The organism is Micromonospora sp. SL1-18, assembly GCF_047921505.1.
Lineage (GTDB): Bacteria > Actinomycetota > Actinomycetes > Mycobacteriales > Micromonosporaceae > Micromonospora.
In genome coordinates, this window is the sequence record NZ_JBLROA010000029.1 from 39,191 (window position 1) to 66,012 (window position 26,822).

The 26,822-nt window shown below is 73.0% G+C and carries 25 protein-coding genes; 17 read left to right on the top strand and 8 right to left on the bottom strand.

Translation table 11 applies throughout. The features are described from left to right. Nucleotides 1-103 precede the first annotated feature (103 nt). On the bottom strand, nucleotides 104-649 hold the full coding sequence (locus tag ACNAW0_RS16175) for a hypothetical protein (protein WP_416288729.1): 546 nt from the start codon (nucleotides 647-649) through the stop codon (nucleotides 104-106). A gap of 142 nt (nucleotides 650-791) precedes the next feature. Here ACNAW0_RS16175 and ACNAW0_RS16180 point away from each other — a divergent pair, with 142 nt between their 5' ends. The 3 genes from ACNAW0_RS16180 (at nucleotide 792) to ACNAW0_RS16190 (ending at nucleotide 4,945) form a co-directional block, all read left to right on the top strand. Further along, the gene (locus ACNAW0_RS16180; protein WP_416288685.1) at nucleotides 792-1,916 is read left to right on the top strand and encodes a Vms1/Ankzf1 family peptidyl-tRNA hydrolase; all 1,125 of its coding nucleotides are present in this window, start codon (nucleotides 792-794) and stop codon (nucleotides 1,914-1,916) included. A gap of 319 nt (nucleotides 1,917-2,235) precedes the next feature. After that, nucleotides 2,236-3,588, top strand: a complete 1,353-nt coding sequence (locus ACNAW0_RS16185; RefSeq protein ID WP_416288730.1) for a hypothetical protein — start codon at nucleotides 2,236-2,238, stop codon at nucleotides 3,586-3,588. A gap of 223 nt (nucleotides 3,589-3,811) precedes the next feature. Next, nucleotides 3,812-4,945, top strand: a complete 1,134-nt coding sequence (locus ACNAW0_RS16190) for a SigB/SigF/SigG family RNA polymerase sigma factor (protein WP_416288686.1) — start codon at nucleotides 3,812-3,814, stop codon at nucleotides 4,943-4,945. A gap of 140 nt (nucleotides 4,946-5,085) precedes the next feature. Here the strand turns inward: ACNAW0_RS16190 and ctaD are convergent, their stop codons facing one another. The 4 genes from ctaD to ACNAW0_RS16210 form a co-directional block, all read right to left on the bottom strand. Then, nucleotides 5,086-7,089 carry a cytochrome c oxidase subunit I gene (gene ctaD / locus ACNAW0_RS16195; protein ID WP_416288687.1) on the bottom strand — a complete coding sequence of 668 codons (2,004 nt, stop codon included), beginning with the start codon at nucleotides 7,087-7,089 and terminating at the stop codon, nucleotides 5,086-5,088. A gap of 140 nt (nucleotides 7,090-7,229) precedes the next feature. After that, a complete protein-coding gene (locus ACNAW0_RS16200) occupies nucleotides 7,230-7,694 on the bottom strand; it encodes a DUF4383 domain-containing protein (protein ID WP_416288688.1) in 465 nt (154 codons plus the stop codon). A gap of 122 nt (nucleotides 7,695-7,816) precedes the next feature. Continuing rightward, nucleotides 7,817-8,971 carry a glycosyltransferase gene (locus tag ACNAW0_RS16205; protein WP_416288690.1) on the bottom strand — a complete coding sequence of 385 codons (1,155 nt, stop codon included), beginning with the start codon at nucleotides 8,969-8,971 and terminating at the stop codon, nucleotides 7,817-7,819. Then, on the bottom strand, nucleotides 8,968-9,975 hold the full coding sequence (locus ACNAW0_RS16210; protein WP_416288731.1) for a glucosyl-3-phosphoglycerate synthase: 1,008 nt from the start codon (nucleotides 9,973-9,975) through the stop codon (nucleotides 8,968-8,970). The genes ACNAW0_RS16205 and ACNAW0_RS16210 overlap by 4 nt, the downstream gene beginning before the upstream one ends. 157 nt (nucleotides 9,976-10,132) lie before the next feature. On the opposite strand from ACNAW0_RS16210, the gene ACNAW0_RS16215 reads away from it, so the two are divergent. The 7 genes from ACNAW0_RS16215 to ACNAW0_RS16245 all read left to right on the top strand — a co-directional run bounded on the left by ACNAW0_RS16215 (nucleotide 10,133) and on the right by ACNAW0_RS16245 (nucleotide 19,005). Then, a complete protein-coding gene (locus tag ACNAW0_RS16215) occupies nucleotides 10,133-11,590 on the top strand; it encodes an RNA-guided endonuclease InsQ/TnpB family protein (RefSeq protein ID WP_416288691.1) in 1,458 nt (485 codons plus the stop codon). A gap of 143 nt (nucleotides 11,591-11,733) precedes the next feature. Next, nucleotides 11,734-12,780, top strand: a complete 1,047-nt coding sequence (locus ACNAW0_RS16220; RefSeq protein WP_416288693.1) for a Gfo/Idh/MocA family protein — start codon at nucleotides 11,734-11,736, stop codon at nucleotides 12,778-12,780. After that, nucleotides 12,773-13,861, top strand: coding sequence for a zinc-binding dehydrogenase (locus ACNAW0_RS16225; protein ID WP_416288694.1), 1,089 nt, complete (start codon nucleotides 12,773-12,775; stop codon nucleotides 13,859-13,861). The genes ACNAW0_RS16220 and ACNAW0_RS16225 overlap by 8 nt, the downstream gene beginning before the upstream one ends. A 128-nt stretch (nucleotides 13,862-13,989) precedes the next feature. Further along, entirely contained in the window at nucleotides 13,990-16,284 is a 2,295-nt protein-coding gene (gene secA2 / locus ACNAW0_RS16230) for an accessory Sec system translocase SecA2 (protein WP_416288695.1), read from the top strand. A gap of 195 nt (nucleotides 16,285-16,479) precedes the next feature. Continuing rightward, complete coding sequence (locus ACNAW0_RS16235) at nucleotides 16,480-17,220, top strand: GAF and ANTAR domain-containing protein (RefSeq protein ID WP_416288697.1); 741 nt, start codon at nucleotides 16,480-16,482, stop codon at nucleotides 17,218-17,220. Nucleotides 17,221-17,337: 117 nt separating this feature from the next. Next, nucleotides 17,338-18,621 (top strand): RNA-guided endonuclease InsQ/TnpB family protein, encoded by a 1,284-nt coding sequence (locus ACNAW0_RS16240; protein ID WP_416288698.1) that lies wholly within the window; start codon nucleotides 17,338-17,340, stop codon nucleotides 18,619-18,621. A 30-nt stretch (nucleotides 18,622-18,651) separates the two neighbouring features. After that, nucleotides 18,652-19,005 (top strand): DUF2231 domain-containing protein, encoded by a 354-nt coding sequence (locus ACNAW0_RS16245; protein WP_416288700.1) that lies wholly within the window; start codon nucleotides 18,652-18,654, stop codon nucleotides 19,003-19,005. Here the strand turns inward: ACNAW0_RS16245 and ACNAW0_RS16250 are convergent. Then, on the bottom strand, nucleotides 18,986-20,170 hold the full coding sequence (locus tag ACNAW0_RS16250) for an MFS transporter (RefSeq protein WP_416288701.1): 1,185 nt from the start codon (nucleotides 20,168-20,170) through the stop codon (nucleotides 18,986-18,988). The genes ACNAW0_RS16245 and ACNAW0_RS16250 overlap by 20 nt on opposite strands. 123 nt (nucleotides 20,171-20,293) lie before the next feature. Between ACNAW0_RS16250 and ACNAW0_RS16255 the strand changes: the two genes are divergently transcribed. Then, a complete protein-coding gene (locus tag ACNAW0_RS16255; protein WP_416288702.1) occupies nucleotides 20,294-21,052 on the top strand; it encodes a class I SAM-dependent methyltransferase in 759 nt (252 codons plus the stop codon). 14 nt (nucleotides 21,053-21,066) lie between these two features. Here the strand turns inward: ACNAW0_RS16255 and ACNAW0_RS16260 are convergent, their stop codons facing one another. Beyond that, the gene (locus ACNAW0_RS16260; protein WP_416288732.1) at nucleotides 21,067-21,993 is read right to left on the bottom strand and encodes a DUF3500 domain-containing protein; all 927 of its coding nucleotides are present in this window, start codon (nucleotides 21,991-21,993) and stop codon (nucleotides 21,067-21,069) included. A gap of 152 nt (nucleotides 21,994-22,145) precedes the next feature. Here ACNAW0_RS16260 and ACNAW0_RS16265 point away from each other — a divergent pair, with 152 nt between their 5' ends. The 5 genes from ACNAW0_RS16265 to ACNAW0_RS16285 all read left to right on the top strand — a co-directional run bounded on the left by ACNAW0_RS16265 (nucleotide 22,146) and on the right by ACNAW0_RS16285 (nucleotide 25,458). Continuing rightward, nucleotides 22,146-22,529 (top strand): signal peptidase I, encoded by a 384-nt coding sequence (locus ACNAW0_RS16265; protein ID WP_416288703.1) that lies wholly within the window; start codon nucleotides 22,146-22,148, stop codon nucleotides 22,527-22,529. 210 nt (nucleotides 22,530-22,739) lie between these two features. Next, on the top strand, nucleotides 22,740-23,348 hold the full coding sequence (locus tag ACNAW0_RS16270) for a winged helix-turn-helix domain-containing protein (protein WP_416288704.1): 609 nt from the start codon (nucleotides 22,740-22,742) through the stop codon (nucleotides 23,346-23,348). A gap of 68 nt (nucleotides 23,349-23,416) precedes the next feature. Then, nucleotides 23,417-24,046, top strand: coding sequence for a uridine kinase (locus tag ACNAW0_RS16275; RefSeq protein WP_416288705.1), 630 nt, complete (start codon nucleotides 23,417-23,419; stop codon nucleotides 24,044-24,046). Nucleotides 24,047-24,274: 228 nt separating this feature from the next. Then, nucleotides 24,275-24,673 carry a TraR/DksA family transcriptional regulator gene (locus ACNAW0_RS16280; protein ID WP_416288706.1) on the top strand — a complete coding sequence of 133 codons (399 nt, stop codon included), beginning with the start codon at nucleotides 24,275-24,277 and terminating at the stop codon, nucleotides 24,671-24,673. A 356-nt stretch (nucleotides 24,674-25,029) separates the two neighbouring features. Next, nucleotides 25,030-25,458: a DUF2267 domain-containing protein gene (locus tag ACNAW0_RS16285; protein WP_416288707.1), complete on the top strand. Its 429-nt coding sequence runs from the start codon at nucleotides 25,030-25,032 to the stop codon at nucleotides 25,456-25,458. A 70-nt stretch (nucleotides 25,459-25,528) separates the two neighbouring features. Here ACNAW0_RS16285 and ACNAW0_RS16290 read toward each other — a convergent pair whose 3' ends face one another. Then, nucleotides 25,529-26,272 carry a PIG-L deacetylase family protein gene (locus ACNAW0_RS16290; protein WP_416288708.1) on the bottom strand — a complete coding sequence of 248 codons (744 nt, stop codon included), beginning with the start codon at nucleotides 26,270-26,272 and terminating at the stop codon, nucleotides 25,529-25,531. A gap of 254 nt (nucleotides 26,273-26,526) precedes the next feature. Here ACNAW0_RS16290 and ACNAW0_RS16295 point away from each other — a divergent pair, with 254 nt between their 5' ends. Then, nucleotides 26,527-26,814, top strand: coding sequence for a hypothetical protein (locus ACNAW0_RS16295; protein WP_416288709.1), 288 nt, complete (start codon nucleotides 26,527-26,529; stop codon nucleotides 26,812-26,814). Nucleotides 26,815-26,822 lie beyond the last annotated feature (8 nt).

Sequence of the window (26,822 nt, forward strand, 5' to 3'; positions counted from 1 at the left end):
CCCCTAACCTCGCACGGGACGGCGGAGTGGGGAAGACCCGACGGACCCCTTACCTACCCATTCCTGGGCGGCGTGATCCCTGTCGCGTTCGGCGCGGAGCCCCTCAGGTGAGCGCCGAGCAGGCGGCGACGCTCAGCACCAGCAGCACGCCCAGCGCCGCCTGGAGCAGCAGCGGTGGGCCCAGGTGCGACCAGACCGTGGCGGTACGCGGGGTCAGCAGCTGGCCGGTGGTCAGGTTGACGATCCGCTCGATCCGCGGCGGCAGGTCGGCGTCGCGCTGGGGGCGCAGGGTGAGCTGCACGTGGTCGCCGGGATGCAGCGCGCTCTGCGGCAGGTGGCCGTGCAGCTCCACCTCCAGCAGCCGGTCCGCGACGTCGCGCAGGCGTACCGGGGTGACCAGGAACTCGGGGCCCTTCTTCAGCTCCTTGAAGCTGCGCCGGCTGCCCCCGGCCCCGCGGCGCATCGCCCGCACCAGCGGCGACAGCAGTCGCACCGTGCCGGCGGCGGCCAGCACCGCGACGAGCGTCGGCCGGCTCACCCGCACCTCGCGCGGGTAGCCCGTCAGGAGCCGGACCAGCCGGCCGGTGACGATCCGTTCGGTCGGCTGGACGACGCGCCGGATGTGGAGGTCAGCATCCATGAACACCACCGAGAGTCCGGTTTCGTGCACCCATGGTAGCGACTGTCGTTGGTTGAACGACGTGAATGAACTGTGGTCACGCGGCGGACGGGACAGGTGACATCCCTGGTGGCGCGGGTATGCGTGCGGCCGAGCTGGAAAGGGGTCGAGCATGCAGCTGTCCTTCCTGCGTCCGCTCTACGACCGTCCCGGGCCGTGGTGCTCGGTGTACATGGACGCCTCCCGGGACACCCACGACTCCCGTCCCGCGGTCGACCTGCGCTGGCGGTCCCTGAAGGGGCACCTGCTGGAGCAGGGCGCCGACCAGGTGACCATCGACGCGGTCGAGGACGTCATCCGTCGACACGCCCCGATGCCCGGCGACTACGGGCTGGCCGTGTTCGCCGCCCGGGGCCGGGTGGTGCTCACCGAGTACCTGTCCGCGCCGCCGCTGCGCGACCTGGCCACCTGGTCCCTGGTGCCGCACACGATGCCGCTGGTCGCGCAACGGGGCGAGCAGATCGCCTGGGTCCGGGTGCTGGCCGACCGGACGGGGGCGGACGCCGTCGCGGTCAGCGCCGGCGGGGTGCCCCGGCGGGCGCACGTCAAGGGGCGGGAGAGCTGGCAGTTGCGCCGGGTGAAGCCGGGCGGCTGGTCGCAGTCCCGCTACCAGCGCGCCGCGATGGAGGCCTGGCACCACAACGCCGGCGATGCCGCCGCGGCCACCGCCGAACTGGCCGACAAGGTCGGCGCGGACGTGGTGGTGGCGGCCGGGGACATCAGGGCCACCGGCATGATCGCCGCCCAGCTGCCGGAGCGCTGGCAGGACGTGCTCGTGCGTACCGACGCCGGCGCGCGGACCGGCGGCGCCGACCCGGCCGCCATGGATGACCTCACGGTGCAGACCATCGCCGAGGTCGCCGACAAGCGGATAGCCGCCGCGCTGGACCGGTTCGGCATGCAGGAGGACGTCGGGGCGGGCCTGGACGCGGTGGTCGCCGCCCTGCAACGCAACCAGGTCGACACCATGCTGATCGTGGACGACCCCTCCGCGAACGGCGAACTCTGGATCGGTCCCGAGCCGACCGAGATCGCCACCGACCCGCGGCAGTTGGAGGCGATATCGGTAGCCGACCCGCAGCGGGTCCGCGCCGACGCCGCGCTGCTGCGCGCGCTGGTCGGTACCGACGCGGAACTCACCGTGCTCGCGCCCGAGGAGGCGCCGGAACTCACCGACGGGGTCGGCGCGGTGCTGCGTTACGTCGACGCGAGCACGCCCGGGCGGGGCAACGCCTGACCATACGGGCGGGGACCCGGAGTTCATCCCGGCCATGAGAAAACGGCCGACAGCACGGGGCGGCGGGTGTCACCCGCCGCCCCGTCCGGTTCCGCCCCTGGGGCGGCGAGCCGTGCCGGCCTCGACGGCCTGGGTGCGGTGCGTGGCTCGGGCCCTGCCGCCGGAGACCCGAGGATTGGTGCGACCCGTGGGGCGATGCCCGTTTAGACCACATCCGGACGGGAAGCCGGGCCGCGTGGTGAGCGAACGAGGCAAGGTGGGGCCGGTGCGGAAGGTGTCCGTGGGGCTGGCGGCCGACGGACTGACCGGGGACCGGGTGATGGCGGCGGGCAGCGCGGCCCGGGTCCTGGTGGCGGCGACGGTCCGGGCCCTGCGCGGCGACGACTGCGCCGACCTCGGCCACGCCGCCCCGCTCTCCCGGTTCACCGGGGCGCCCGAGCCGGTGCGGCGGGCCGCCGCGGCACGGGCCGCCGGCCGGCTGGCGCTGACCCCCGAGCAGGTCGCCGAGGTGGACGCCGAGCGGGTGGCGGGCTGGATCGTCGACCAGTACCCGCCCAGCCGCTGGCCCGGCGTGGTGATCGGCTCGCCGCACGGCGCGGCGGCGCACCTGGCGGTGGCGCTGGGCGTGCCGTGGCTGCCCGCCGCGTTCGAGATGGCGGTGCACTGGAACCGTGGTGCGGTGGACCGGCCCCGATCCGCGCTCGACCACGGCGCCGCCCTGGCGGGCCGCCTGCTCGCCGGCAACCGTGACGTGCACGTCCGGCAGGTGCACTGCCCGGCCAGCCGCGGCGCGTCGGCCGGCGCCATCGTGAGCCTCGCCGTGCGTTGGCGCGCCCTGCCCGGGGCGTACGCCCGGTTCGTGGCCGAACACCTGGCCCCCGGCGCGCCGGTGCTGCTGCTGCACGACGCCCGCACCTGGCCGGTGCTAGACGAGGGGCGGGGGCACAGCTTCCAACTCGGCTCACCGGCCAGCGGCCTGGAGCCGGTCGACTTCCATCCCGACGCGCCGGCGCTCCGGCAGGTGCTGCGTACCGCCGGTGGCGACGGGCGGCACTGGGAGACGACGGACGTCTCCTGCCCGGCCGCGTACGCCGAGAACGGGGTGGAGCCCGGTTTCGAACACAGCACCCGGTACTGGACCGGCCGGCACGGTCACCCCCTGCACCGGGTGCTCGTCCCGCAGCCCGACGCGTTGAGCGCCGCCACCGCCGACCTCTACCGGTACTGGCTGCGCCGGGCCGGCAAGACCGGCGACCGCCTGGTGGTCGAGTGCGGCCGGCTGCTGGACCCGTGGCAGGTGGTCCGGGCCGGGCTGGTGCCGTACTGGTGCGAGAACGCGACCCGGCGCCGGGTGGAGGGGGCGGAGTGGTGGCTCGCCGGCAGCGAACCGTTCAGCTCGGTGGACGTGCTGCCGGAGCCGCCCGGTGTCCGGTCGCCCGCCCTCGCCGGCCTGCCCCAGTGGCTCGCCGTGGCCGGCTTCGGGCTCCGCCGCCGGGCGCTGGACCGGGGAACGGCGCGCGGCTACCCGGTCGCCTCGGTACCCACCCGGCGTGCCGCGGAGGTGTTGCGCAACCAGCCGTACGACCTGCCGGTCCCGCCGCCACTGGGGATGGCCGAGGCCCTCGCGGCGCTCCGGGACGCGGGCGCCCACCAGGGGCTGCTGGTCTCCTGAACCGAACCCGGGCGAAACATCCTCGCGATCCTGCGGTCCGTGATTGAGTACCTACGGAGCGGGAACACCGCTCGCTGCGAAGACGGCCCACGACGCCGTGCGGCGGGCTGTCGCGCTCCTGGCGTTCCGTCACGTAACCCACTTCCGGCCCGGCGTGCGGCCCGACCACGCGTACGACCGGGTTTCCCAATCCGGGCGAGGGACCTTCCTGAGGGAGGCGCGGATGTTCGGACAGACCACCACACCCACACCACCACCGACCGAGCGGGGCCTGGAGGACCTCGACGCAGCGGCTCTGGCGTACGCGGCACGGATCGAAGGGCTGCCGCCCGAACGGCGGCAGGAGGCGCGGGACGATCTGGTCCGTTTCGCGCTCCCCTTCGCCGGCCGGCTGGCCCGCCGCTACCGAGGTCGCGGGGAGCCGCTGGAGGACCTGGAGCAGGTGGCCCGCCTCGGCTTGGTCAACGCCGTCGACCGGTACGACCCGGAACGGGGCTCCTTCACCGCGTACGCGGCGATCACCATCGTCGGGGAGATCAAACGGCACTTCCGGGACCGCACCTGGGGCGTGCACGTGCCGCGCCGGCTGCGCGACCTGATCCTGGAGGTGGGGCAGGCGACGGCGGCGCTGACCAGCGAGTTGTCCCGGGCGCCCTCGGTCGCCGAGCTGGCCGCGCGGCTGGAGACGCCGGAGGAGGAGATCCTCGCCGCGCTGGAGTCGGCCGCCGGCTACAGTCCGGCATCGCTCAACGCGCCGGTCGGCGGGGAGAGTTCCGCCGAGTTCGGTGACCTGGTCGGCGAGTCGGACAACGCCCTGGAGTCGGTCGACGATCGGGTAACCGTCAGCGGCCTGCTGCACCGGCTGCCCTGGCGGGAGCGGCGGATCCTGGCCATGCGCTTCTACGGCAACCAGACCCAGGCGGAGATCGCCGCCCGGTTCGGCATCTCCCAGATGCACGTCTCCCGGCTGCTGTCCCGGGCGTTGACGTGGCTGCGGCAGGCGATGCTCGCCGACGCCCCACCGCCCTGGCAGAACGGCGCGGCCGAGGCCGAGCCGCCGAAGGCGAAGATCTCGGTGCGGCAGAACGGCGACCGGGTGGTCGTCGAGGTCGGTGGGGAGGTCGACCGCAACGGCGCGGACCAGCTCCGTCGGGCGATGCTGGAGGCGGTCACCGGGCAGCCCCGCGAGGTGGTCGTCGACCTGGTGGGCGCGGGTGGCTTCGACGCCGGCGGGATCGCCGCGCTGATGGCCGGCCGGGACGCGGCCGCGCGCACGGGGGTGCCGCTGCGGCTGACCCGGGTGCAGCCGGCGGTCCGCCGTTCGCTCGCCGCGGCCGGCCTGCCGGCGGCCGACTGACCCCGTACGCCGTCGGCGCGGACTGACCCCGTACGCCGTCGGCGGACTGATCCCGTACGCCGTCGGCGGGCTGATCCCGTACGCGGAAGTCGGGCCGGCGCCTCGCGGCGCCGGCCCGACCGTTCTCCTGATGGGCCCGGTCAGTCTTCCGGGCTGTCCTCGTGTCCGCTGGGGTTCCGCCACCGCTTGTTCCCCGGCCGTTCCCGCTCCGCGCCCTGGATGGTGACGCCCTCGGGCTCGCCGGTCTCCTCGAAGCTGGGCCGGCGGATCTCCTCCGGCGTCGGCACGTCGACCGGCCGGGCGCCGGACTGCGGGGCGGGGTGGTACTCGACGGCCTCGCGGGCGCCGTGCGCGCCCTCGGCGGCCGGCGATTCCGGAATCCGCGGCACGTGGTGCAGTTCCTCGATGAAGTGCTGCGGCGGTTTGGTGGTGCGCTGCGGCAGGTCGCGGCCCAGGTCGGCGACGAGCGGACCGTACTTGGCGTCGAACGCCGGCCGCTCGGAGCGGATCCGCGGCATCCGGTCGAAGTTGCGCAGCGGGGGCGGGCAGGTGGTGGCCCACTCCAGCGAGTTGCCGAAGCCCCAGGGGTCGTCGACCGTCACCCTCGCCCCGTACCGCCAGCTCTTCCAGACGTTGTAGATGAAGAACAGGGTGGAGAGGCCGAGGACGAACGAGCCGATCGACGAGACCGTGTTCAGGATGGTGAAGCCGTCGCTGGGCAGGTAGTCGGAGTATCGGCGGGGCATTCCCTCGTTGCCCAGCCAGTGCTGCACGAGGAAGGTCGTGTGGAAGCCGAGGAACATCGTCCAGAAGTGCATCTTGCCCAGCCGCTCGTCGAGCAGCCGTCCGGTCATCTTCGGGAACCAGAAGTAGATCCCGCCGAAGAACGCGAAGACCACCGTGCCGAAGAGCACGTAGTGGAAGTGGGCCACCACGAAGTAGGTGTCGGTCACGTGGAAGTCGACCGGCGGGCTGGCCAGCAGCACCCCGGTCAGCCCGCCGAACAGGAACGTGACCAGGAAACCGATGGCGAAGAGCATCGGCGTCTCGAAGGTGATCTGGCCCTTCCACAGCGTGCCGATCCAGTTGAAGAACTTGACGCCGGTCGGCACCGCGATCAGGAAGCTGAGGACGCTGAAGAACGGCAGCAGCACCTGCCCGGTGCCGAACATGTGGTGCGCCCAGACGCTCATCGACAGCACGGTGATCCCGAGGGTGGCGAACACCAGGCCGGTGTAGCCGAAGATCGGCTTGCGGGCGAACACCGGGATGATCTCGGTGATGATCCCGAAGAACGGCAGCGCGATGATGTAGACCTCGGGATGGCCGAAGAACCAGAACAGGTGCTGGTAGAGCATCGGCCCGCCGGTCGTCGCGTCGTAGACGTGGGTGCCGATCAGCCGGTCCGCCGCGAGCGCCAGCAGCGCGGCCGCCAGCAGCGGGAACACGAAGATCACCAGGACGCTGGTGAGCAGGATGTTCCAGGTGAAGATCGGCATCCGGAACATGGTCATCCCGGGCGCGCGCAGGGTGACGATGGTGGCGATCAGGTTGACCGCGGTGAGGATGGTGCCCAGACCGCTGATGACCAGCCCGATTATCACCATGTTAGGGCCGACGCCGGGGGAGTGCTGGCCGTTGCTCAACGGCGGGTAGGCGAACCACCCGAAGTCGGCTGATCCGCCCGGCGTGAGGAAGCTGCCGTAGAGCATCAGACCGCCGAAGAAGAACAGCCAGTAGCCGAAGGCGTTCAGCCGGGGGAACGCGACGTCCGGAGCGCCGATCTGGATCGGGACGAGGAAGTTTGCCATCCCCAGCGCCGCGGGCGTGGCGAAGAGCAGCAGCATCGCGAAACCGTGGGTGGTGAAGAGCTGGTTGTACTGCTCCGGGGAGAGGAACTGCAGCCCCGGTTGGGCCAGTTCGGCCCGGATCAGCATCGCCTCGATCCCGGCGGCCAGGAAGAAGCCGAAGGACGTGGTCAGATACATCAGGCCGATCAGCTTGTGGTCCGTGGTGCGTAGGAATCGCCACAGGGAGTCGCCCGGGATCGTCACCCGGATCGGGCCGGGAAAACCGCCGAACTCGGCCGGTGCGAGGATCGCGGGCCCCCGATCCCGCGGCTCCGTGACTACCCGCTTGGGCATAACTCTCACCCCGTCATGACGGCAAAAGGGACGGGCACCCCTACCCGGCCCTCTGCCCATGAAACCAGGCGAGAGCGATGATTTCGGTCAGTTCGCCATGCTGCCGTCCATCACGGCCCACGAACGGCGGCCGGTGCCGGTCAGCGGCGGACCGGGTCACGGACGGTGAGCAGCCCGAGCGCGATCATCCCAAGGCCGAGCCCGAGGTGCAGCCAGTTGTCGGCGAGGTTGACCGGGATGAAGTTCGCCGCGCTGCCGCGGTTGATCACCAGGCCGTAGAGCCAGAGCACGACGTAGATCGCCCCGCCGCCGACCAGGAAGGCGCGGGACCCGGGGACGGTGCGGGACATCGCCAGGCCCGCGACGCCGGACAGCAGGTGCACGATGTTGTGCAGCACGGAGACCTGGAACGTGCCGAAAAGCTTCGCGCCCGACTCGTGCCCGGCCCAGTACAGCTGGTGGAAGTTGCTGGTGACCCCCGGGAGGAAGCCGAGCACCCCGACGATCAGGAAGACCACGCCGACGCTTGCGGAGGCCTGCTGTGCCGGGGCGCGGCCCTGGGCCGGATTGCGCCGCCCGCGCGAATGCGCCATCGCGTTCGTCATGCCGGCCTCCTCACCTGGCCCGGGACCGCGCGGCATTCCCGGCGTCCCGGGCGGCAAACGCGCAGCCGGGCCCGGCCGCGCGGAGCACGGCCGGGCCGGACGACCGGCACGGCGCCCAAGTCTCAGGCCGACAGCAGTGGTGGCGCGGTGGGTTGGCGGACCCGCTCGTACAGGCCCACGTACTTCTCGGCCATCACGGCCGGGGTGAACCGGGCAGCGGCCTCGCGCCGGCACTCGTCCGGGTCGAGCAGGCCGGCGGCCAGCAACAGGTCGCCCAGTTCCTCCTCGTCGGTGCTGAGCAGGCCGGTGCGGCCGTGCTCGACCAGCTCCGGCAGGCAGCCGCGGCCGATGGCCACCACCGGGGTGCCGAGGGAGAGCGCCTCGACCACGGCCGTCCCGCCGGGCTCCTCCCAACGCAGCGGGAAGAGCGCGGCGCGTGCCCCGGCGAGCAGGTCGTCCCGCTCCCGGCCGGCGACCGTGCCGACCCAGCGGACCAGGTCGCCGTCGACGTACGGGGCGACCTGGTCGTGGAAGAAGCGCACGTCGGGGTTCTGCCGGGCCGCGTCGCCCGCCGCGGCCAGATCCTCCGGCCGGTGGTACGGCCCGACCGGGCCGGCGAGCACCAGCGGGAAGCCGCCCTGCCGCGCCAGCCGGGCGCCCAGGTCCTGCCCCTTGCCCGGGTTGATCCGGCCCAGGATCACCGTGTGGTCACCCTTCTCCACGGTGGGCCGGCGGTCGGCGTCGACGGCCAGCGGCGTCGACAGGTGCACGTGCCCGACCGAGTGCTCCCGCAGCGCGCGGGGTGCGCGGGCCAGCTGCGCCGCGGAGACCCCGTTGACCCGTACCCGGTCGCCGCCGTCGAGGTTGCCGTAGAGCTCCGGGTGTTTGGCCAGGTCCCAGTGCAGGGTGTGCAGCACCGGCGGCCCGTCCGGCCCCATCGCGGCCATGGTGGCCAGCCCCACCGCCTCCACGTGGTCGTGCACCAGGTCGATGTCGTCGCGGGTGTGCAGCGCCCGCACCACCCCGTTGAGGTGCGCCTGGGACACCCCGCAGACCTGGTTGTACGGCCGCTGCAGGGCGTGGAACTGCCCGTCCGGAAAGACCCAGATCTTCTCGTCGACCGGCAGTGTGCTGGCCTCCACCGAGGCGAGCACCACCCGTACGCCGAGTCTGCGCAGCTCGGGCACCAGGGTGGCGACCACGTTCTCGATCCCGCCGTAGCCCGGCGGCGGCACGGACAACCATGGACCCGCGTTCATCAGGACGGTGAGTGTCACCCTGCCCGATCCCCTCCCCCGGGGCACGCCGCGACCGGCCGCCGGGGCAGCCGGGCCCGCAACTCCGCCAGCGGCGGGCGCTCCTCGATCGAGACGTCGCTGACCAGGATCTCCCGCTCCAGGTTGGGCAGCACGTCCGAGCCGCCGCGCCGGAACTGGGTCAGCAGTGGGGTCGGCACGGCGCCCGGGCTCGCCCAGCCCCGCCGCTGCAGGCGTCCCCACACGGTGAGCAGGATCTGGGCGGACATCCGGCCCAGCGCCGCGGTGTCCTGGTGGCGGTGTTTGCGCTCGCCCAGGTCCACCTGGGCGAGGGCGTCCAGCCCGACCAGCTCCAACAGGTCGATGAGCATGGCCGTCTCCACGCCGTACCCGGAGACGAACGGCAGCTGCTCCAACACGTCGCGGCGGCCGGCGTACTCGCCGGCCAGCGGCTGTACGAAGCCGGCCAGCTCCGGCCAGAACAGGTTGAGCAGCGGACGGGCCGTCAGCTCGGTCACCCGTCCGCCACCGTCGGCCTCCACCCCGGTGGCCGAGAGCAGCGGCCGGTGGTAGAAGCCCTTGACGAACTCGACCGACGGGTCGGTCAGCAGCGGGCCGACCAGCCCGGTGACGAAGTGCGGCCGGAACTCGCGTAGGTCGGCGTCGACGAACGCGACCACGTCACCTCCGGCCGCCGCCAGCCCGGCCCAGAGCGCGTCCCCCTTGCCGACAAGCCGGGGCAGCCCGCGGGTCATCGCGTCCTGGCTGACCACCTCGGCGCCGGCCGCCCGGGCCACCTGGGCGGTCCGGTCGGTGGATCGGGAGTCGACCACGAGCAGCTCGTCCACCAGCGGGACCCGGTCCATCAGGTGCTCCCGGATCGTCGACACGATCGCGCCGACGGTGGCCTCCTCGTTGTGTGCCGGCAGCACCACGCTGACCTTGCTGTCGCCCTTGGCCAGCAGCAGCCGCCGTACCGGCCAGTCCTCGGCCGACGTGGTGCGGTACGTGGCCCACGCCTCCACCACGGGTGACACGATCGTTTCCGCAGCCCGCACTGGCACACCCCCAGGTCGTGGTGGAAGCGGGGGACGAGCTTTTCCCCTCAATCACCCGCACTAACCCGATCATGCCTACGCCGTGTTTCGGAAGTGTCGTAGGTGGCGGGCATGCTGTGGGGCTGTGGGGAGGTTTACCGCGTTCCGGTTCACCGTCGATCCGTCGCCGTCGCAGGTGGTGGTGTTGGCTCGTCATGCGGGGGCGTCCCGGTTCGCGTTCAACCAGTGTCTGGCTCTGGTGAAGGAAGCCCTGGATGCGAAGCGTCGGGGTGGGTCGGTGGTGGTGCCGTGGTCGGGTTTCGACCTGATCAACGCGTTCAACTCGTGGAAGTGCTCGGCTGCGGCGGGTCGCCGCTTCGTGGTCGATGCGGCCGGCTCGACGGAGATCGTGGCGACGGGGTTGTCGTGGCGGGCGCAGGTGTGTCAGCAGGTGTGTGAGGAAGCCGCCGTCGACCTGGGCCGCGCCCTGACCGCCTGGACTGATTCCCGGCGAGGGAAACGGCCGGGCCGCCGAGTGGGGTTCCCGACATTCAAACGCAAGACCCGCACCCGGGCGTCGTTCCGGATCCGCTGCACCACCAAGGCCGGTCGGACGAGCATCCGGGTCGGGGATCCCACGGCGGGACCGCGCAGCGTCTGCCTGCCGAAGATCGGGGTCCTGAGGGTACGGGAGGACACCCGCCGCCTGCGGCGGATGATCCACACCGGCCGAGCCCACATCCGGTATGCCACCGTCTCTGCCCGGGCCGGCCGATGGACCATCACCGTGACGGTCCAGGCGGCGGACCTGCATCCGGCCCGCCAGCACCCGCCCCGCCCCGACACCGACAGCGGTGGTTGGGTGGGTGTCGATCGGGGTCTTGCCGCTCTCGTCGTGGCCGCCGACACCACCGGTCTGCAGGTGTTGCGCGTCGATGACGCGCCGCGCCCGCTACGGGCCGCCCTGCCGAGGCTACGGCGTCTATCCCGCCAGGTCACCCGCAAACAGCGAGGCTCACGCAACCGGGCTGAGGCTGTCGCCCGGCTGGGCCGGGCCCACCATCGTGTCGCGAACGTACGTCGATATTTTCTGCACGAGGTCGCCAATCGGCTGGTCAAGACTCACGACCGGCTGGTCCTGGAAGACCTGCACACCGCCGGCCTGCTGCGTAACCGGCGTCTGGCCGCCGCCATCTCCGACGCGGGCTGGGCTGACCTGGCCCGCATCATCGGCTACCAACAATGCTGGCGCGGCGGGCAGACCATCCTGGCGCCCCGCTGGTATCCGTCGACCAAGATGTGCAGCGCCTGCCGCACCATCGGCCCCGCTCTGCCCCTGTCCGTCCGCGTCTTCCGCTGCGGCGAGTGCGGGCACACGGCGGACCGGGACGTCAACGCGGCGGTCAACCTCGCTGTCTGGGCCGAACACCACCATGCCCAGACCCGGGACCCCGAAGTACGAGGCCCGGTCATCAACGCCTCCCGAGAGGACGGCTCTGGCCGGCGCCCACGCGCCGGTGAAACCAGCCCCGATGACGGAGGAACCCTGCCGCCACGAACACCCGTGACGGCAGGGACGCCCGAGAAGGGCGGTGCCTCATGAGCCAAAAGACTTATGAGACACGCTGTAGCAGGCTGCTCACCATCCGCGTGTCGGCGGGTTCCCCGCCGGTGGACGTTTGACCGCGCGCCCACCCGGGGAGAGCTGACGGCAGCCTTCGGTGACGCGGCGAGAGGGACGAGGCCATGCGCACGTGCCGGGTGGGACTGGTGGGAGCCGGTGGGGTGGCGCAACGCCATGCCCGGGTGCTGACCGGCTTCGAGGACGTGGAGTTGCTCGGGGTGACCGACACCGCCCCGGACCCGGCGCGGACGCTGGCCGAGGCGCACGGCGGCCATGCCTTCGCCGACGTGGCGGACCTGCTCGCAGCCGGCCCGGACGCGGTGTACGTGTGCGTGCCGCCGTTCGCGCACGGCCCGGTCGAGGAGTTGGTGATCGAGGCCGGCGTGCCGATGTTCGTGGAGAAGCCGGTGGCGGTGGACCTGGAGACGGCGGAGCGGGTCGCCGCGTTGGTCGAGCAGCGGGGGCTGCTCACCGCGGTCGGCCACCACTGGCGCTACCTGCACGTGGTGCAGCAGGCCCGGGAACTGCTGGCCGACCGCCCGGTGCGGATGGTCAACGGCGCCTGGCTGGACAAGGTGCCGCCGGCGCCCTGGTGGGCCCGGCACGACCGCTCCGGCGGCCCGGTCGTCGAACAGGCCGCGCACGTGCTGGACCTGGTCCGGCTGCTGGCCGGCGAGGTGACCGAGGTGACCGCGTACGGCGACGGCAGCCCGCCGCCGGTGGAGGGTGCCGACATCGACTCGGTCACCACAGCCGCCCTGCGCTTCGCCACCGGTGCGGTCGGCACCCTCGCCGTGGCCTGCGTGCTCACCTGGAAGCACCGGGCCGGCGTGGAGATCCTCGCCGACGGGCTGGCGCTGTCGTTGGCCGAGGACGGCCTGCTGATCCGCGACGCCGACGGCGAGCGGCACCTGCCCGCCGACCCGGACGGCGCCCGGGTGGCCGTGGACCGGGCCTTCGTCGACGCGGTCCGGGGGGTCGGCGACGACGTCCGAGTCCCGTACGCCGAGGCGCTGCGTACCCAGCGGCTCGCCTTGGCGGTGGCCGAGTCGGCGCGGACCGGACGCGCCGTGGCGCTGCCCACCGGCCCGGCCGCCCGGCTCACCGCGCCGGTCGCCGACGCGACACCGGCCGAGGTCACCCTGCCGGGCGTGACCATCGATGCGTGACCGGGTGGTGGTCGTCAGCGGACCGGGCGCCGTCGAGCTGGTCGAGCAGGAGGCGGCCGAGCCGCGCGAGGGCACCTTCCGGGTGGAGACGCTGTTCAGCGGCGTCTCCGCCGGCACCGAGCTGAGCTACGTCAAGGGCACCAACCCCTACCTCAACGCCACCTGGAACGCCGACCTCGGACTTTTCCAGCCCGGCGCGGCGAGCGCCCCGTACCCGGTGACCCGGCTCGGCTACATGCAGGTCGGCCGGGTGGTGGAGAGCCATACCCCGGCGATCCCGGAGGGCACGGTGGGCGCGATGACGTACGGCCACCGCAGCGGGTACCTGGCCGACCCGCTCGCCGAGCGCTTCGTCCCGCTGCCCGACGACCTCGACCCGCTGCTCGGCGTCTACGTCGCGCACATGGGCCCGATCTGCGCCAACGGCCTGCTGCACGCCGCCGCCGACCTGTGCGGCCCCGACGTACGCGCGCTCGGCGACGGGGTGCGCGGCCGGCGGGTGGCGGTGGTGGGCAGCGGGGTGGTCGCCCTGCTCACCGCGCTCTTCGCCCGGCGGCACGGCGCCGCCTCCGTGGTGGTGCTCGATCCCACCCCGGCGCGGCGGGAGGTGGCCGAGGCGCTCGGTCTGGAGACGCTGGATCCGGCGGCGGACGACCCGGCGGTGCTGCTCAAGACCCGGTGGCACCACGCCGCCGGCGACCGGGGTGCCGACGTGGTCTTCCAGTGCCGGGGCCAGGCCTGGGCGCTGCAGCTCGCGCTGCGCCTGCTGCGCCCCCAGGGCACCGTGATCGACCTGGCCTTCTACCAGTCCGGCGCGGACGCGGTCCGGTTCGGGGAGGAGTTCCACCACAACGGGCTGTCGCTGCGCTGCGCCCAGATCGGGCGGGTGCCGCGCGGGCTCGCCCCCAGCTGGGACCGGGAGCGCCTCTCCGCGGCGACCATCGAGCTGCTGCGGCAGTACGGGGACCTGATCCGCGAGCACCTCGTCTCGGCGGTGGTGCCGCTGGCGGAGGCACCGGCGGTGCTGACCGACCTGGCACAGCGCCGCCGGCACGAGCTGCAGGTGATCCTCACCGCCTGAAAACGCCGGTACGGCCATCCGGCCGGACCGCCTCTGAACTCCGGAAACAGACACGGATTCGAACATCGGGCAACACCGGCGCCAGGCGGGGGTCACAACCGGCCCCGGTTCGCGTACCGTTGCCGCTCATGGGTGTGTCGCAACGGTTCAAGAGCAGGTTCCGGCGGTTCCTCCAGCGCCCGGGGACGACGGTCGACCTGGCTCCGCTGGAGAAGCTGCTGCCGGCCGTCGAGGCCCGCGAGGCGGAGCTGGAGAAGCTCACCGACGCCGAGCTGACCGAGGCCGCCGGGCAGGCCGAGGGGTACGAGGAGATCTGTGCGATTGGCCGCGAGGCGGCCCGCCGCGGCCTCGACCAGCGGCCGTACGACGTCCAGCTGCTCGGCGCGATGGCCCTGCTCTCCGGCAAGGTCGCCGAGATGGCCACCGGTGAGGGCAAGACGCTCACCGCGACCGTCGCCGCGTACGGGCACGTCCGGATGGGCAACGGCCCGGTGCACGTGCTCACGGTCAACGACTACCTGGCCCGCCGCGACGCCGAGTGGATGGCGCCGGTCTACGACCTGCTCGGGCTCACCGTCGGCTGGGTCAACGAGGCCTCCACCCCCGACGAGCGGCGCGCCGCGTACGCCTGCGACGTCACCTACGTCTCGGTCAGCGAGGCCGGCTTCGACTTCCTCCGCGACCAGCTCGTCACCGACATCGACGACCGGGTGCAGCCGGCGCTGAAGACCGCCATCGTCGACGAGGCCGACTCGATCCTCATCGACGAGGCCCGGGTGCCGATGGTCCTCGCCGGCGCGGTCCCCGGCGAGCAGGACCCGGTGCACGCGGCCGCGGCGCTGGTCCGCGGGCTGCGCAAGGGCAACCACTACACGATCGCCGACGACGGCCGCAGCGTCGCCTTCACCTCGGCCGGTCTGGCCACCGTCGAGGCCAAGCTCGGCGGCATCGACCTGTACGACGAGGAGCACGTCGGGCAGCTCTCCGCGGTCAACGTGGCGCTGCACGCGCACGCCCTGCTGCACCGCGACGTGGACTACATCGTCCGGGACGGCTCGGTCGAGCTGATCGACGAGATGCGCGGCCGGGTGGCCCAGCGTCGCCGCTGGCCGGACGGGCTGCAGGCGGCGGTCGAGGCGAAGGAGGGCCTGGACGCCACCGCCGAGGGCGAGGTGCTGGGCACCATCGCCGTGCAGGCGTTCATCGCGCTCTACCCGAAGGTCTGCGGGATGACCGCGACCGCGGTGCTCGTCGGTGACCAGCTCCGCGAGTTCTTCGGCCTCGAGGTGGCGGTGATCCCGCCGAACACCCCGTGCGTCCGGGAGGACGAGCCGGACCGGATCTACGCCACCCGCGCCGAGAAGGAGGAGGCGCTGATCGACGAGATCAAGCGCTGCCACGAGGCGGGTCGTCCGGTGCTGGTCGGCACCCTCGACGTGAAGGAGTCGGAGGGCCTGGCGGCCGGGCTGCACGCGGCCGGGGTGTCCTGCGTGGTCCTCAACGCCAAGAACGACGACGAGGAGGCGGCGATCATCGCCGAGGCCGGCGCGTACGGCGCGGTGACCGTCTCCACCCAGATGGCCGGCCGGGGCGTCGACATCCGCCTCGGCGGCAGCGACCAGTCCGACCGGGAGCGGGTGGCCACCCTCGACGGCCTCTACGTGATCGGCAGCGGCCGGCATGACAGCCGCCGGGTCGACGACCAGCTCCGCGGCCGGGCCGGGCGGCAGGGCGATCCCGGCGGTTCGGTGTTCTTCGTCAGCCTGGAGGACGACCTGGTCGTCCGGCACGCCGGCGACACCGTCCCGGCCTCACCCCGGATGAACGCCGACGGCCTGGTCACCGACCCCCAGGTCGACTACGCGGTGGAGCACGCCCAGCGGGTCGCCGAGGGCGTCAACCACGAGATCCACCGCAACACCTGGCGGTACAGCGTGGTGATCGAGCAGCAGCGCAAGGCCCTCGCCGAGCGTCGGGAGCGGCTGCTGACCAGCGACATCGCCGCGCTGATGCTGCTGGAGCGGGTGTCGGAGAAGGCCGGCGAGATGGACGAGGACCTGCTCGCCGACGTGGCCCGGAAGATCGCGCTCTACCACCTGGACCGGCTCTGGGCCGAGCACCTGGCCGAGCTCTCCGAGGTCCGCGAGGGCGTGCACCTGCGGGCGCTGGGCCGCCTCGACCCGCTGGACGAGTTCCACCGCAGCGCCGTCCCGGCGTTCAACGCGCTCGTCCCCGAGATCGAGACGCGGACCATCGCCACCTTCGAGGAGACGGAGTTCTCCGACGGCTGGGAGCCGGACGCCGCGAAGCTGGTCCGGCCGAGCGCCACCTGGACGTACCTGGTGCACGACAACCCGTTCGGCTCGGAGCTGGACCGGCTGATCGCCTCGGTGGGCCGGCGGCTGATCTCCGGGTCGCGCTGACCTTCGACGAAGGGGTCCCTGCCGGCACCTCCGCCACGCCGGAAGGGACCCCTTTGCACTGTTTCGAACCTGGTTTGGAAGGGTAGTAGGCCGGGGCTTCGAGTCAGGGAGAGAGCAGCGGATGGCACAGGCAATGGCGCCGGACGGGAACATCGCGCGGTCGTACGCGGGGGTGGTGGCGGGGGCCGTGGGCCGGTGAACCTCGACACACGGAAGCCCCGGCTCGACACGTTCGGGGTGCTGGAGACCGCCGCGCTGCTGCGCGAGCTGACCGCCGGCCTCATCGCCGTCGCCGACTTCGACGAGGCGCTGACCCGGCTGGTCCGCATCGCGCGGGACGCCGTACCCGGGATCGACTGCTGCGGCTTCACCGCCCTGCGGGCCGGCGAGCCCGCCGGGGTGGCGGCCTCGGACGTCGGCCGGGCCGAGCTGGACGACCTCCGGCACGGCCCGGACACCCCGGCGATGACGGCCATCCACCGTCGCGAGATGATCATCGCGCCCGACCTCCACCGGGAGGCGCGCTGGCCGGCGTGGGCCGACCGGGCCCGCGGGCTCGGCGTGCGCGGGGTGATCTCCGCGCCGGTCGACGTGGACGAGCAGGTGATCGGCGCGATCAACCTGTACGCCGAGTCCGCCGCCGCGCTGGCCACCCGGCACCAGCTCACCGCGATGCTCCTCGCCGAGCACGCGGGGCTGCTCCTCGCCGCCGTGCGGAATCGGGAGCGGCAGGCCGCCTGGGCCGACCAGCTCGACTCGGCGTTGCTGGAGGAGGGGGTCGTCGGGCAGGCCGTCGGTGTGATCATGACCCAGCGCGGCTGCCCGGCACCCGAGGCCCTGGACGTGCTCCGCACCGCCGCCTCCTCGTTGGACATACCGCTGCGCGAGGTTGCCGAGCGGCTGGTCCTCACCGTCTCCCGACCCCGGGACAACTGAACGACTTGCCCGGTACTTTCTGACGAAAACCAAATGGGTGTGAAGCAGGAAAACGCAGTGCCTGCCAGCGGGAACCGGGTAACCGGTGGCCATCAGAACAAGTGTACGATGTAGAACGTGACGGCGGATATGGGCCGCAGGTACCGGCTGTACCCCGCAGAGGACCAGGCGCAGCGCCTGGCCTCGTGGGGGCACACGTGCCGCTGGCTGTATAACACCGCTTTGGAGCAGCGTCAGTTCGCGTGGCAGCAGCGCAGGGCCACCCTCGGGGTCGCCGTGCAGTGCGCCTCATTGACCGAGGCGCGCAAGGAACTCGACTGGGTGGCTGACCTGCCGGCGCAGTCCGGCCAGCAGGTGTTGCGGCAGCTGGATCAGGCGTATCGCAACTGGTGGGACCCGCAGCACCCCGCCGGAGCGCCGACGCGCAAGCGCCGCTCCGCGCGGCTGTCGGTTCCGTTTCCGGGCCAGGCGATTGCCGTACGGCGGGTCAACCGCCGGTGGGGCGTGGTCAGCCTGCCGAAGATCGGCGAGGTCAGGTTCCGCTGGTCCCGCCCGTTGGGCGGCGCGGTCCGTAACGCGGTGGTGTCCTTCGACGGAGTCGCCTGGCACGTCGGGTTCGGCGTCCACGCCGGTGTCAAGACGCCCGAGGCGCACGCCCAACCTGGCACCGTTGTGGGCGTCGACCGTGGCGTGAAGGTCGCCCTTGCCATGTCCGACGGGCGCATGTGGAACCGCATGTTCACCAGGCCCGGCCAGGAGCGGGAGTTGGCCAGGCTGAAATCGGCAGCTGGCCGGCAGGAGACCGCCCGCCGCAAACACGGCACGAAGACCTCGAATCGCGCCCGCAAGATCCGTGCCGAGATCGCCCGAACCGAGGCGAAGATCCGTAATCGGCGTCGCGACTTCGTCATGTGGGCGGCGAACCGGCTCTGCGCCCAGCACGCGGTCGTCAAGCTGGAGCGCCTGCCCGTCATAGCGATGACCGCGACCGCGAAAGGCACCATCGCGGAGCCTGGCGTCAACGTGCGGCAGAAGGCCGGGCTGAACCGGGCGATCCTCGACAAGGGCTGGGGGCTATTCGAGACGGCCCTGGCCAACCGGGCACGTGTCACCGGCACCCGAATCGCCAGGGTGCCAGCCGCGTTCACGTCCCAGCGGTGCAGCCGCTGCGGGTACACCGATCGGAACAATCGCGAAAGCCAAGCGATGTTCCGGTGCGGGTCCTGCGGATATCAGGCCAATGCTGACGTGAACGCGGCGATCAACGTCAGGGACGCCGCCGAGGCGGCGTCCCCACTCCCCGGGCGGGCAGTCCGGGACAGGGATCGAAAGGTGCCCTGTCGACCACCCACCCAGCGCCGATCACGCACGGCGCTGGAAGCGGGAATCTCCCGCCTTTAGTTAGGCGGGGGAGGATGTCAATGGACCGCCGTGGTCGCCCTGGTCGCCGCCGCGCTCGCCGTCGTCGCCGGGATGGTCGACCTGTGGGACGTACGCGCCGATCCGGCCCGGCGCACCGCGGTCACCTGCCACCTGGTCAATGCCGCGATGGTGGCGCTGTTCCTGCTCACCTGCCTGATCCGGGCCCAGGCGCCGCAGCGCGGCGCGACCGGCGTGGAGCTGGCCACCGAGCTGGTCGCGTTGGGCGTCGGGTCGGTCGGCGTGTGGCTCGGCGCCCGGTTGATGCGCCAGCTCGACCTCGGTCCGGCCGCCGAGGCGACCGGCCTGGAGACGCTTAGCGATCTCCCCGTCTCCACCGTGGAGATCATCCGCCCGCCGGCATGAGCCGGCGTGTCGCCGCGCGGGCGCGTGGCAGCACGAGTGCCGCAGCGAGGGGCGCTGACGCCGCGAGGGCATACGCGGGGCCGTAGCCATGTGCCTGGATGCCGGCGCCAAAGGCATACGGCGTCAGCGCGGCGGCGACGTTCTGCACTGTCGTCTGGGCGCCCACGGCCCGTCCGGTCCAGCCACTCGGCGCGGCATCGCTGACAGCTGCGTACGCGATGCCGTGCCAGCTCACCGTGACCAGTCCCGCCAGCAGCAACGCGAACACCGACGCACCCGGGCCGAACTCGGCCGTGACGGCCAGCATGCCGAGCGCGGCCGTGGCCGCGACCGCGATGACCCGCAGCGGGACCATCCGATCGGCGACCCGGTCCGACCATCGCCCGGCCGCCACCCGGGCCACCGCGCCCGCGAACTGCGCGCACGCCAGCACGGCGCCCGCGGCGGTCAGCGACCAACGGCGTTCGTGGACGACGAAGTCGGTGGCGAAGGTGACCGCCACGGACTGGGCGACCACGAGCAGGACGCTCGCGCCGTGAAGCTGCCAAATTTCGGCCCGTCGATAGGGCGACGGGCCGGTGGCGGCCACGGCGGCCGCCGGGCGGTGCGCGTCCACCAGCAGGAACGCGCACACAACGGCGGCACACACGCAGGCGGCAGAGCAGGTCAGCAGCGCTGCCCGCACGCCGCCCCACTCGGCGAGCGCCGGCAGCACCGCGCCGGCAAGCCCGACGCCGACCGGCTGCGACGCCTGCCGTATGCCCATCGCGAGCCCACGTTGCCCGGGCGGAAACCATCCGACGACCACTCGTCCACTCGCGGCGTAGACCGCCGAGCCGGCGGCCCCGGCCAACACCAGCAGCAGCCCCTGGAGCAACAGTGGTCCCTCGGCCGCGGCGGCGACCAGCAGGACCGCTGCCGCGCCGAGGCCGACGAGGATGGTGAGCCGCTCGCCCTTCCGGTCGGCGATCGCTCCCCACGCGAATACTCCGAGCACCATCCCGATCCCCGGCGCCGCCGTCACCCCGCCTAGCGCCGCCAGCGAGGCACCGGGGCGCTCGGCGTGCAACGCGGGGATGAGACACACCAGCCCGTACAGGTACGTGGTCCCGGCCGTCTGCGCGCCGGTGCCGAGACCGAGCATGGTCCAGCGTGAGTTTCGCATGTGCCGGACAGTAGGGGGTCTGTCTCATAACCAGGGAAATAGCTCCCACTATGTAAAATGCCGCGTTCTCGTGCGGCACGGAAACCTGTTGCCGCAGCGCGGGCTGACGTGCAGGGTCGGCTCGTGAGCGCGAACCGTGACGTCGAGGATTTGATCACCGAGGGCGCCGCCGCGCCGGTCGAGGGCTGGGACTTCTCCTGGCTCGCCGGGCGGGCCACCGAGGAGCGCCCACCCTGGGGGTACGCCCGCCTGGTCGGCGCCCGGATGGCCACCGTCGACGCCGCGCTGGACATCGACACCGGCGGGGGAGAGGTGCTGGCCGAGGTGCCCGTCCCGCCCCCGCTGCTGGTCGCCACCGAGGCGTGGCCGCCGAACGTCGCGGTCGCCCGGCGTACGCTGCGCCGGGTCGGCGCCGCCGTCGTGCAGGTGGCCGGAAAGCCGTCGCTGCCGTTCCGGGCCGGGTCGTTCGATCTGGTGGTGAGCCGGCACCCGGTGGACACCTGGTGGGGCGAGATCGCCCGGGTGTTGCGCCCCGGTGGCAGTTACCTGTCCCAGCAGATCGGCGCCGGCACGGTGCGGGAGCTGAGCGAGGCGATCCTCGGGCCGCTCCCGCCGCCGGCCGCCCGCCACCCCGAGCAGGCGGTCGCCGCCGCCGGGGCCGCCGGGCTGGCGGTCGTGGACCTGCGTACGGCCACCCTGCGTATGGTGTTCCACGACATCGGCGCGGTGGTCTACTTCCTGCGCAAGGTGATCTGGACCGTCCCCGGCTTCACCGTCGACCGCTACCACGACGAGCTGCGCCGCCTGCACGACCGCATCCGCGCCGACGGCCCCTTCGTCGCCCACGCCCAGCGCTTCCTCATCGAGGCCCGCCGCCCCTGACCGCCCAGCGACGGTCAGTGGGCGTGGGTGGTGTGGTGGGCGGCGAGGACGTCGGTGCCGAAGTCGCTGGCCGGACGGCGCAGCACGGTGTGCGCGTGGTTGCCGTCGTCGGTGGTGTTGTCGTACTCGATCAGCAGGTCGTCGCCCTGGATCCGGTAGTAGTGCCGCTGCCCGGGGCGGGTCGCGCCGGCCCAGGCGAAGTGCAGCTCCCCGCCGTCGAGCCGGCCCGCCTCGCGCGCCGCCAGCTCGGGCGGGAGCCGGTCCAGGTAGAGGGCGACGAGCTGGTCGAGCAGCGCCCGCCCCGTCGGGGTGAGCCGATCCCGGGGTACGCCGAGCGGATCGAGCCGCTCCGGGGCGGTGGGCCGGGTGGCGCTGATGATGTCGGCCGGCGCCTCGTCGGCGATGATCGTGGCGGCCCGCCCGGCCGGCCCGAGCGCGTCGAGCAGCTCGCGGGCCAGGTCCTCCTCGGGGCCGAGCGGCCGGGAGACCGGGCGGCCGGCGTGCCGGACGGTGGCCGGGTTGGCGCCGAGGAACAGCGGGGCGGGGGAGACCTGGTCGTCGACCACGGTCATGCTCACCGACAGGTGGTGCCCCTCGAACCGCCACCCCCACCGGTCGTCGCGGGCCGGGTCGCCGAAGACGGCCACCCAGTAGTCGCCGCTGTGCCGGCCGCGCCGCCAGTCCTCCGCCCGGTCGAGCACCTCCTCAAGCGCGACGACCGCCATGGCCTGGGCGTACGCGGCGGGGCTGAGCGCGGTGGCGAGCAGCCGGTGGGCGGCCTTGCGGGCGGTGGCGTCCACGTCGGCCAGGCTGACCCCGGGCCGGGGCCGGGGTCGGTACTCCAGCCAGCGCCGGGCGTCGTCGTCGTCGAAGTCGTGCCGGGCCCGCTGCCGGGCCGGCTCGTCGAGCGCCGTCAGCAACGCGCCGGCCGCCGCGCGCATCTGCTCGGTTACGGGATCCTCCACCGCACCTGTATACCGCCTGGCCGGGTCCTGCGCGGGAGCACGGCGGGAGGCCAGTTCCGGTCGAGCAGGTTGGTGCGATCATCCCGGTACCGGCGGACAGCTTGCCGAGCCGGTGGGGGAGGGGTCGGATGGACGATCGGGTTTACGTCGGCAACGCGGCGGTGGACGGGGCGACGGACGCGGGCTGGCTGCTCGGCCACTTCAAGCCGCCCGGCGACGTCCGGCACAGCACCGAGGTCGAGGTGAAGTGGGGCGTGCACCCGGCCGGGGAGGCCCGCTCGACATGGGCGACGGGGGAGCGGCGTACCGCGCTGCTGGTGCTGATCAGCGGCGCGTTCCGGGTCGAGCTGCCGGATCGGACGGTGCTGCTGCGGGACCCGGGCGACTACGTGGTGTGGGGCCGGGGCGTGGACCACTCCTGGTACGCCGAACGGGAGTCGGTGCTGCTCACCGTGCGCTGGCCCTCGGTGCCCGGCTACCGGGTGGATCCGCCGGTCCGCAGCCCACGGTGAATCGGGCGGGGACCCCGGGTAGCGGATCATCTCGTCGCTCTGCTGTAATCATCTGACCCATACGCAGAGCGAGCATCTGGCTCCGATGTGTTCGTCAATTGTCACAGTCATGCAACGCGGTAGCCCCTTGATCCTCGGAGGGGGCCGGGATGCATCGATGAAGCGGCGCCCCGGGCCGCGGGGGGATCCCCGGACCAGCCAAGGAGGATCATGTCCGTCAGCCCCGCCTCGTCGCGCGCCGGATGGCATCTGTCCCAGCCCGCGGTTCCCGGGCGTCCCCCCGGCGGCCAGCGTCGCCCGGCCAACACGGGCACCCCGGTGCTCACGGTCACCCTCAACATCCCGCTGGCCTGTGACGAGTCGCTGAGCCCGGCCGCGCGGCGACTGCTGGAGGCCGCCCGCGAGCTGCTGGAACGCGGCGACGCCGTGATCACCGGCGGGAGCGGCCCGGCGGAGCGGCGGCCCGACCCGGTGCCGGCCGGGCGTTCGCCGGCCCTGCCCCTCGCGCCGGCCGTCCCGGCCCTGCACATCCTGGCCGCGTCCCGATCCGTGCTGCGCGACGGCGAGCCGCTGCCGCTCACCCGGCTGGAGTTCGACCTGCTGCTGCACCTGGTCGCCAACCCCCGCCGGGTGTTCACCCGGTTGCAGCTGCTCAACGCCGTCTGGGGCTACGAGCACGCCGGCGTCCGCACCGTCGACGTGCACGTGCGCCGGCTGCGCGGCAAGGTCGGCGTCGACGTCCCGCTGGTCACCACCGTCTACGGCGTCGGCTACCGGCTCGCCGACGACGCCCGCGTCACGATCGACCGCACCGGCTGACCGGCGTCGGGGACTGGGAGGCTGCCCCGGGCGCGGCCGCCGGCGTCGTGGCCGGGCACGATGGTCGGGTGCGTGTCCGTCCGATCACTCCCGAGCGACTCGTCGCCGAGCTGACCGACCGGCTCGCCGGCGCCGCCGTACCGGGCCGGCTGAGGGTGGCCGTCGACGGTCCGCCGGCCGCCGACCCGGACGCCCTCGCCGCCGCCCTGGTCGATCCGCTGCGCGCCGCGGGGCGTCCGGTGCTGCACGTACGGTCCGCCGACTTCCTCCGGCCCGCCTCGGTCCGCCTCGAGCACGGCCGGACCAATCCCGACGCGTACTACGAGGGCTGGCTCGACGAGGCCGGGCTGCGCCGGGAGGTCCTCGACCCGGCCGGCCCCGACGGGTCGGGGCGGGTGCTGCCCTCACTCTGGGACGCCGGCGCCGACCGGGCCAGCAGGGCGGCGTACGTCGAGCTGCCGCCCGGAGGGGTGGTGCTGGTCAGCGGGGCGCTGCTGCTCGGCGGCGGGCTGCCGTTCGACGTCATCGTCCACGTGGAACTCTCCCCGGCGGCGCTGGCCCGGCGGACCGACCCCGGGCTGCGCTGGACGCTGCCCGCCTTCGCCCGGTACGCCGACGAGGTGGCGCCCGCCTCCTTCGCCGACGTGGTGGTCCGGGCCGACGACCCACGCCACCCGGCCCTGGTCGAGGCCGCCTGATCCGAAATCCGATGATCCGGTCATCAAGGACGTCAGGTGACGAACCGGATCGGCGCAACGTGCACGAAGGTCGGCAAAGAACGCGGAAGTCCCCGGTTTGACCCGGAGTGGCGGCGGGTAATCGCCCGGCTCACACAGCACGGGTGATCCGCCAGTGCATCCATCGGACCATGTCCGGGGCGCTCGTCGCCCCGGACCGGCATGAGGCGCCAGGAAAGGCAGGCAGCGATGCTCGTCCACGACACGACAGCCCAGGGCCGCTCCCAGGCGGAGGTCGACCAGATCCGGCAGTCCCTGCAGTCGCGGTACGACGAGCTGACCGCGGAATACGAGCAGGCCGTGGTGCAGAGCCAGGTGCTCCGGCTGGTCGAGATCGGCGACACCGCCGGCGACGACCAGGCCGACAGCGGCACCAAGACCGCCGAGCGGGACACCGCCCAGTCCCTGCTGCGCAGCATCCTGGACCGGCGGGCCCAGTTCGAGCACGCGCTCACCCGGCTCGACGAGGGCACGTACGGCTTCTGCGAGGGCTGCTCCGCGCCGATTCCCGTGGAGCGGCTGGAGATCTTCCCGTCCGCCACATCCTGCGTGTCCTGCAAGCAGAACCGGGAGCGGCGGGCGGCCTGAGCGGCCCCGGTCGCGCCCAGCGCAACGGCCAGCGATTGCCGGCGCTGCCCGGCGGCGACTGACGGCGGAATCATCCCGACGGGGTGAGGCGGGCTCACCCGCTCCCCGAACAGTCTGGACGGTGTGTGCGGTCCGTCGTCGACGCGGCCGCCAAGCCGACAGGAGGTGGGCCATGGTTCGGGTGGTATCGGATCCACGCCGTGGCGGGGTGCTGCATGTGGTCGGGCAGTCCGACGGCCCCCGGCGCGGCGAGCGGTCCGGTCGGTTCAATCCGACCCGGCAGTGGCGGGGGCCCAGCGGGCCGCCGCGACGCACAGACGACCGACGATGGGAAACCGACCAACGGGGGTGGGCAGATGGCTGAGCAGCTGAGTACCGCGGTTGAGTCCTCCATCGAGAAGACCAACCTGATCCTCAAGGACATCGAGCAGGCCTACGGGTGGCCGAAGTCCCAACGCAACCAGTCCTACTGCGCCCTGCGTACGGTGCTGCACCTGCTGCGCGACCGGATGCCGGTGCAGGAGAGCGCCGAGTTCGCCCAGCAGCTGCCGGTGCTGCTGCGCGGCATCTACTTCGACGGCTGGCAGCCGACGAACGTGCCGGTGAAGCTGAACCGGGACGACTTCCTGTTCGAGGTGCGGCAACGCTTCCCGTACGACGTCGAGGGAGGCACCGAGCGGGTGGTCCAGGTGGTGCTGGACGCCCTGAGCCAGCACATCACCCCGGGGCAGTGGCAGGACGTGAAGGACAACATGCCCCAGGACCTGGTGCAGAACTTTCCCTGACCGGCAGTCCCGACCGGCCCGCCCCACCATCGGTGGAGCGGGCCGTCCGCGTCGACCCGTCGCCGCCGCTCTAGGCGAGGTCGAGGCGGAAGACCTCGAAGGCGGCGCCGTACCGGACGCCCAGGCGGGTGCCGGCCGGGCGGGCCAGCCCCTCGAGGAACTCCTCCGCGTCGAAGCCGCCGTCGCCCAGCCCGCTCAGGTACGCCCCGTGCGCCCGCAGCGACGCCACGCCCCGGTCGAAGGTGGCGGTCACGTCCACCCCGTGCCGGGCCCGCGGCGAGGCCGCCGCCCACACCTCGCGTACCCGGGGCCACGGCTCGACACCGTCCACCAGCTGCTCCGGGAAGAGCCACCGGTTGCCGGCGTCGCGGACCCCGTCCAGCACCGCCCGGCCGCACGCGATGTGGTCGGCCTGATTCAGCGCGTACGCCCCGTCCCAGGTGTCCCGGAAGTTGTTGGTGATCACGATGTCGGGGCGGTGCCGGCGGACCACACCGGCGACCTCCCGGCGCAGCGGGACCCCGTACTCCAACAGCCCGTCCGGCAGGCCCAGGAACTCCACCGTGTCCACCCCGACCACCGCCGCAGACGCGCGTTGCTCCTCCTCCCGGAGCACCCGGGCGCGGTCCGGCGGCATCCCGTCGATGCCGGCCTCGCCGCTGGTGAGCAGGCAGTAGACGACCTGCTTGCCCTGCCCGGTCCAGCGGGCCACCGCGGTCGCCGCGCCGAACTCCAGGTCGTCGGGGTGGGCCACCACGGCGAGCGCCCGCTGCCAGTCCTCGGCTAGCGGCGTCAATGGCTCCGGCTGCCCCACGGCCATCTCCTCTCCGGCGTACTCTCCGCCATCCTGGCACCGACCGGGCCGGCGCGCCGGTCACGTCCGCGCCCACCACCTTCACCGTCAACGGCCTCACCCGCCGCAACGGGCGAGTCCCGGCGGGCCCGGCGAACGGTCCGTGTCGCCCGGTCCCGCCGTCTAACGTGTGGTTAGAGAAGATCGCGTGGGGTATCACCCGCTCCACGACGAACCCCGACGTACGCGGGGGCGGCACACCCGAGGGAGCACCCATGGCACTCAACGACGACGACATGCAGACCAGCGGCGGCGGCGCGGAGGGACCGGCCGACGGTGGCGCGACCCTGGGCCAGCGGGACGGCGGCGCGGACGGTGCCGCCGACCGCGGCGCGGAGCGCGGGGCGGATCGCGGCGCCGACCGGGGCGCCGAGGGGCCGGCCGACGGTGGCGCCACCCCGGGCAAGCAGGACGGTGGCGCGGACGGCGGCGCCGAGGGCCCGGCCGACGGCGGTGCGACCCCCGGTCAGCGCGACGGTGGCGCCGACGGCAGTGCCCGCTGACGGCTCGT

Excerpts from the sequence above, each read along its gene's own strand:
- ACNAW0_RS16285 (WP_416288707.1), top strand. The coding sequence starts at position 25,030 with ATGGCTGAGCAGCTGAGTACCGCGGTTGAGTCCTCCATCGAGAAGACC.
- ctaD (WP_416288687.1), bottom strand. The coding sequence starts at position 7,089 with ATGCCCAAGCGGGTAGTCACGGAGCCGCGGGATCGGGGGCCCGCGATC.
- ACNAW0_RS16270 (WP_416288704.1), top strand. The coding sequence starts at position 22,740 with ATGTCCGTCAGCCCCGCCTCGTCGCGCGCCGGATGGCATCTGTCCCAG.
- ACNAW0_RS16220 (WP_416288693.1), top strand. The coding sequence starts at position 11,734 with ATGCGCACGTGCCGGGTGGGACTGGTGGGAGCCGGTGGGGTGGCGCAA.
- ACNAW0_RS16190 (WP_416288686.1), top strand. The coding sequence starts at position 3,812 with ATGTTCGGACAGACCACCACACCCACACCACCACCGACCGAGCGGGGC.
- ACNAW0_RS16200 (WP_416288688.1), bottom strand. The coding sequence starts at position 7,694 with ATGACGAACGCGATGGCGCATTCGCGCGGGCGGCGCAATCCGGCCCAG.
- ACNAW0_RS16225 (WP_416288694.1), top strand. The coding sequence starts at position 12,773 with ATGCGTGACCGGGTGGTGGTCGTCAGCGGACCGGGCGCCGTCGAGCTG.
- secA2 (WP_416288695.1), top strand. The coding sequence starts at position 13,990 with ATGGGTGTGTCGCAACGGTTCAAGAGCAGGTTCCGGCGGTTCCTCCAG.
- ACNAW0_RS16260 (WP_416288732.1), bottom strand. The coding sequence starts at position 21,993 with ATGCGCGCGGCGGCCGGCGCGTTGCTGACGGCGCTCGACGAGCCGGCC.
- ACNAW0_RS16250 (WP_416288701.1), bottom strand. The coding sequence starts at position 20,170 with ATGCGAAACTCACGCTGGACCATGCTCGGTCTCGGCACCGGCGCGCAG.
- ACNAW0_RS16180 (WP_416288685.1), top strand. The coding sequence starts at position 792 with ATGCAGCTGTCCTTCCTGCGTCCGCTCTACGACCGTCCCGGGCCGTGG.
- ACNAW0_RS16185 (WP_416288730.1), top strand. The coding sequence starts at position 2,236 with ATGGCGGCGGGCAGCGCGGCCCGGGTCCTGGTGGCGGCGACGGTCCGG.
- ACNAW0_RS16295 (WP_416288709.1), top strand. The coding sequence starts at position 26,527 with ATGGCACTCAACGACGACGACATGCAGACCAGCGGCGGCGGCGCGGAG.
- ACNAW0_RS16265 (WP_416288703.1), top strand. The coding sequence starts at position 22,146 with ATGGACGATCGGGTTTACGTCGGCAACGCGGCGGTGGACGGGGCGACG.
- ACNAW0_RS16280 (WP_416288706.1), top strand. The coding sequence starts at position 24,275 with ATGCTCGTCCACGACACGACAGCCCAGGGCCGCTCCCAGGCGGAGGTC.